The sequence below is a fragment of the Microbacterium sp. genome (assembly GCF_032084865.1).
Lineage (GTDB): Bacteria > Actinomycetota > Actinomycetes > Actinomycetales > Microbacteriaceae > Microbacterium.
Map to the genome: position 1 here is coordinate 15,358 of NZ_DAMDLU010000041.1, position 5,537 is coordinate 20,894.

Below are 5,537 nucleotides of genomic sequence, written 5' to 3' on the forward strand. Positions count from 1 at the left end.
CGCTGCGCGCGTGCTGCGCCCCGGGGGTGAGGTGTGGACGGTGTTCAACTCGCATCTCGATCACCGCGGTGTGCTGACCCGCGACGTCGGGGCGACGGAGCAGGTCGCCCGCACCCCGAAGTTCACCGTCACGCGCAGCGTCCGTCGGGGCTGACCCGTCGCTTTCGAATCGCTCACATTGCAGTGTTCCGGGCCGGAACACTGCAATATGAGCGATTCGAACTGAGGGGGAGAACCCCCGGTGACACGCGAAAACCCTGACCCGGATTTGCCACCGGATCAGCCAATCGTTAGCGTTGACAGGTGGCCGTGAGGTCACCATGACCAGTCCGCGGTCGCGTCCTTCTTTCGACCCGAGCTGTACACGAAGAGGCGTGGGCGTACGGTCGATGTTCTATATCGGGGATCCGAAATCCCCGTCTGTGCCGCTGTGCAGCCCTGTCGGAACGGCCTTGAGAACGTCACCCGGGCGTAACCGAAGCGTCCCGCCGAGACCCGAAGATTCGGTGGGCTACGGGGGAAACGTGTCCGAAACCGCTCTTGAAGCGCGCAATATCTACAAGGTCTTCGGTCGGAATCCGCAGCAGGCCGTGAAGCGTCTGAAGGCCGGTGAGACCCGCACCGAGGTGCAGGATGTCGGCACCGCCGCCGTGATCGACGCGAGCTTCACCGTGAACCGCGGTGAGATCTTCGTCATCATGGGCCTGTCCGGATCCGGCAAGTCGACCATCATCCGCATGCTCAACGGCCTGCACGACGCGACCGCCGGCGAGATCACCATCGGCGGAGACGAGATCACGGGCATCCCGGCCTCGAAGCTGCGTGACATCCGCCGTGACCGTGTCTCGATGGTGTTCCAGCACTTCGCCCTGCTGCCGCACCGCACCGTCGCTGACAACGTCGCCTACCCGCTCGAGCTGAAGGGCATCGGCAAGACCGAGCGCCTGCGCAAGGCCGACGAGATCCTCGCCCTGGTGGGTCTCGACGGCTGGGGCGAGAAGCTGCCCAGCGAGCTCTCCGGCGGCATGCAGCAGCGCGTCGGCATCGCCCGCGCGCTCGCCGCAGACACCGAGATCCTGCTCATGGACGAGGCGTTCAGCGCCCTCGATCCGCTGATCCGCCGCGAGATGCAGGAGCAGCTGGTCGAGCTGCAGGCCAAGCTGCAGAAGACCATCGTGTTCATCACGCACGACCTCAACGAGGCGATGTTCCTCGGCGACCGCATCGCGGTGATGCGCGACGGCCGCATCGTGCAGATCGGCACGCCCGAAGACATCCTCACCGACCCCGCCAACGACTACGTCGAGCAGTTCGTGCAGGATGTCGACCGGGCCCGCGTGCTCACCGCCTCGAACGTCATGGAGCGTCCGCGCCCCGTCGTGGCCGAGTCGGCAGGCCCGCGCACGGCGCTGCGACAGATGCGGGATTCCTACATGTCGGCGACCTATGTGGTCGGCCGCGACCGCAAGCTCGTCGGCATCGTGACCGACCGCGATGCGGTGAAGCTCGTCCGCAAGGGCGAGTCGTCACTGGCATCCATCCTCAAGCCGGCACCGCAGGTGGTCGACGAGAACGAGGTGCTGATGAACCTCTTCATCCCCTCGGTCGAGTCGCCGCTGCCGCTGGCCGTGACCGACGGCGAGGGCCGCCTCACCGGCGTGATCCCGCGCGTCACCCTGCTCGCCGCGCTCGGCCCTGGGCCGGGAGCCACCGGTGAGCTGACCCTGCCGCTGAACCCGATGCCGCAGGCCGTGATCGATGAGGTGCTCGCCGAGGCCAGCTCGTTCACCGAGACGGCCGCCGGCTCCCCTGACGCCGGTACCCCTGCCGGCTCCCCTGACGCCGAGGAGGTGCGCTGATGGATTTCCGTATTCCGATCGGAACCTGGGTCGCCGGAATCGTCGACTGGGTCAAGGACAACCTCGACGGTCTGCTCGACGGCATCGCCTTCGTCTTCGGGTTCCTCGTCAACGGCCTCACCGCCGGCCTGCTGTCGGTGCACTTCGTCGCGATCATCGCGATCGCCGCGCTCATCGCGTGGCTGGTGCGCTCGTGGCAGCTCGCGATCGGCACGGCCGTGTCGCTGCTGCTGATCGTCGGCATGAACCTGTGGGTGCCTGCGATGCAGACCATGTCGCTGGTGCTCGTCGCGACGGTCGTCGCGGTGCTGATCGCCGTGCCGCTGGGCATCTGGTCGGCTCGCAACGCCACCGTGCGTGCGGTGCTCAAGCCCGTGCTCGACTTCATGCAGACCATGCCGGCCTTCGTCTACCTGATCCCCGCCATCGTGTTCTTCGGCATCGGCGTGGTGCCCGGCATGGTCGCGACGATCATCTTCGCGCTGCCTCCGGGCGTGCGACTGACCGAGCTCGGCATCCGCGGCGTCGACGCTGAGACGGTCGAGGCCGGTCAGGCGTTCGGCGCGAAGCCCGGGCAGATCCTGCGCGGCATCCAGCTGCCGCTCGCGATGCCGACCATCATGGCCGGCATCAACCAGGTCATCATGCTGGCCCTGTCGATGGCGGTCATCGCCGGTATGGCCGGCGCCGACGGTCTCGGCAAGATGGTCGTCGAGGCGATCTCGACGATCAATATCGCCAAGGGCGTCGAGGCGGGCCTCGGCGTCGTGCTGATCGCCGTCTTCCTCGACCGGGTCACCGCCGCCCTCGGCGCACCGGCCGAGAACCACGCCTCGCTGCTCGGCATCCTGGCCCGCCGCCGCGAGGCGCGGCGCCGCGCCTCGGCATCCGTCCCCGTGCCGGATGCCGCCCTGCAGCCCGCCTGAATCGAACACGCACTCACATACGGAACGCAAGAGAGAAGAGAACATGAAGAAGAAGCTCACAGCACTGCTCGCGCTCACCGCCGTCACCTCGCTCGCCCTCACCGGCTGCGCGTCGGGTGGGGCCGGAGGCACCGGAGGAACGGGTGACTCCGACGCCGGCTCGAAGGGCGACAAGGGCACCATCACGCTCGGCTTCCTGCCGTCGTGGACCGACGGCCTCAGCACCGCGTACCTGCTCGAGAACAAGCTCGAGGAGCTGGGCTACGACGTCGAGATGAAGACCCTCACCGACGCCGGTCCGCTGTACACCGGCCTCGCCCAGGGCGACGTCGACATCTACCCCTCGGCATGGCCCGAGCTCACCCACAAGAAGTACATGGACAAGTACGGCGACGACATCGAGGATCTCGGCACGTACTACGAGAACGCGAAGCTGACCATCGCGGTGCCCGAGTACTCCGAGCTCACCTCGATCGAGGATCTCAAGGGCAAGGCCGCGACCTACGACGGCAAGATCCTCGGCATCGAGCCGGGCGCCGGTCTCACCGAGCAGACCACGACCATGCTCGAGGAGACGGGCCTGAACAGCGAGTACGAACTCGTCACCTCGTCGACCGCCGCCATGCTCACCGAGCTGAAGAAGGCGACCGACGCGAACGAAGACATCGTCGTCACGCTGTGGCGTCCGTTCTGGGCCAACGACGCTTTCCCCGTGAAGGACCTCGAAGACCCGAACGGCCTGATGGGCGACGCCGAGGGCCTGCACTTCCTGGGCACGAAGGGCTTCGCCGAGAAGTACCCCGAGGCCGCCGAGCTGATCGAGAGCATCAAGCTCGACGACGAGCAGTACGGTTCGCTCGAAGACCTGGTCGTCAACGAGTACGGCGAGGGCAAGGAGCGCGAGGCCGTCAAGGCATGGCTCGAGGAGAACCCCGACGTCATCAAGTGACCCGGTAGCCGGTGCGCCGGTGCCGGTGCCGGTGCCGGTGCCGGTGCGCCGGTGCCGGTGCGCCGGTTACGAAACGGGGGCCGACACTCCAGATGTCGGACGGATCCACGTGTTCTGTCCGACGGGTGGAGTGTCGGCCCCCGTTTCGTATCGTCGGACGGACTGACCCACGGGAGCGTTCGAATCGCTCAATCGGCAACGTCGCGCGCAGGGAGACGGCCAGTTGAGCGATTCGAACGCTGTCAAGACCCCTCCGCTCCGCCGGGCCGCCGTCGTAGCCTGCCTACATGGACGGGTTCGCCGCCGTCGACTTCGGCTTCGCCCGCGAGGTCCTGCAGCGGGGCATCGCGGCGCTCTATCTGGTCGCGTTCCTCTCGACGCTGAACCAGTTCCGGCCGCTGCTGGGCGAGCGGGGGCTGCTGCCTGTTCCGGACCTGATCGCGTGGGCGACGTCGTCTCCCGCGAGGCGCCGGATGCTGCATCCGACGCTCTTCACGCGCATCCGGTACACCGACCGGCGTCTGGTGGCGCTGTGCTGGACCGGCATGGTCATTGCCGTCGCGCTCGTGATCGGCATCCCGCAGCTCGCGCCGCCCTGGGTGCCGATGCTCTGCTTTCTGGCGCTGTGGTTCGGCTACCTCTCGATCACCAGCGTCGGGCAGACGTTCTACGGGTTCGGGTGGGAGATGCTGCTCGTCGAGGCCGGGTTCCTCGCGGCGTTCCTGGGGTCGGCGGATCAGCCGCCGCCCACCGTGATCATCGTGCTGTTCTGGTGGCTCGTGTTCCGGCTGGAGTTCGGCGCCGGCATGATCAAGATCCGCGGCGGTCGGGAGTGGCGCGACCTCACCGCGCTGATGTACCACCACGAGACCCAGCCGATGCCTGGGCCGCTCAGCCGCCAGGCGCACCTGCTGCCGCGGTGGTTCCACAAGGGTGAGGTGCTCGGCAACCACGTCGCTCAGCTGGTGGTGCCGTTCTTCCTGTTCGTGCCGCTCGTGACGCTGTTCACCCCGGATTCGGTCGACGCGATCCTGCTGATGATCGGCGCGATCGCTGCGGCGATCATCATCCTCACCCAGCTCTGGCTCGTGCTCACCGGCAACTTCGCCTGGCTGAACTGGGCGACGATCGTGCTCGCGTTCTCGGGCATCGGCTTGGCCTGGGGCCCTGAGCCGGCCGAAGGGCGATTCGCGGCATCCGGCATTCCGCTGTACTGGGTCATCATCACCTCGGTGATCGGGCTCGCGCTGATCGCGCTCAGCTGGCCCGCGCTGCGCAACCTGTTCGCCCATCGGCAGATGATGAACGCCAGCTTCAACCGGTGGCAGCTCGGCAACGCCTACGGCGCCTTCGGCACGGTCACCAAGCAGCGCATCGAATACGTCGTGGAGGGGACGACGGATGCCGATCCGGATGCCGCGGACTGGCGCGAGTACGAATTCAAGGGCAAGCCCGGCGCGCTGCGTCGGATCCCGCGGCAGTTCGCGCCGTACCATCTGCGGCTGGACTGGCTGATGTGGTTCCTGCCGCTGGGCAGGTCGCTCGACGACTGGTTCACGATGTTCCTCGTCCGTCTGCTCGAGGCCGACCGCCCCACACTGCGGATGCTGCGCCACGACCCCTTCAACGGCGAACGACCGGCGTGGGTGCGGGTCGTCTCGTACCGCTACCGCTTCGCGACCCGCGCGGAGCACCGGGAGGCTGGCGTCGTGTGGGTGCGCGACCGCCGGCACGTGCTCGTGCGTCCGCTCGGCCTCGGGCGCTGACGCGCGCGCCGGCTGCCCCTTCCGCCGATACACATCG

General features: G+C 67.5%; 5 protein-coding genes. All 5 read left to right on the top strand.

The features are described 5' to 3' along the window. The first annotated feature begins 40 nt into the window (after positions 1–40). The 5 genes from RT309_RS06190 to RT309_RS06210 all read left to right on the top strand — a co-directional run bounded on the left by RT309_RS06190 (position 41) and on the right by RT309_RS06210 (position 5,500). The gene (locus tag RT309_RS06190; protein WP_313356008.1) at positions 41–154 is read left to right on the top strand and encodes a hypothetical protein; all 114 of its coding nucleotides are present in this window, start codon (positions 41–43) and stop codon (positions 152–154) included. 370 nt (positions 155–524) lie between these two features. Further along, complete coding sequence (locus RT309_RS06195) at positions 525–1,859, top strand: glycine betaine/L-proline ABC transporter ATP-binding protein (RefSeq protein WP_313356004.1); 1,335 nt, start codon at positions 525–527, stop codon at positions 1,857–1,859. Then, positions 1,856–2,785: an ABC transporter permease gene (locus RT309_RS06200; protein WP_396654420.1), complete on the top strand. Its 930-nt coding sequence runs from the start codon at positions 1,856–1,858 to the stop codon at positions 2,783–2,785. The genes RT309_RS06195 and RT309_RS06200 overlap by 4 nt, the downstream gene beginning before the upstream one ends. A gap of 43 nt (positions 2,786–2,828) precedes the next feature. After that, the gene (locus RT309_RS06205) at positions 2,829–3,734 is read left to right on the top strand and encodes a glycine betaine ABC transporter substrate-binding protein (RefSeq protein WP_313356006.1); all 906 of its coding nucleotides are present in this window, start codon (positions 2,829–2,831) and stop codon (positions 3,732–3,734) included. Between the two features lie 287 nt (positions 3,735–4,021). Continuing rightward, complete coding sequence (locus RT309_RS06210) at positions 4,022–5,500, top strand: lipase maturation factor family protein (protein ID WP_313356007.1); 1,479 nt, start codon at positions 4,022–4,024, stop codon at positions 5,498–5,500. Positions 5,501–5,537: the final 37 nt, after the last annotated feature.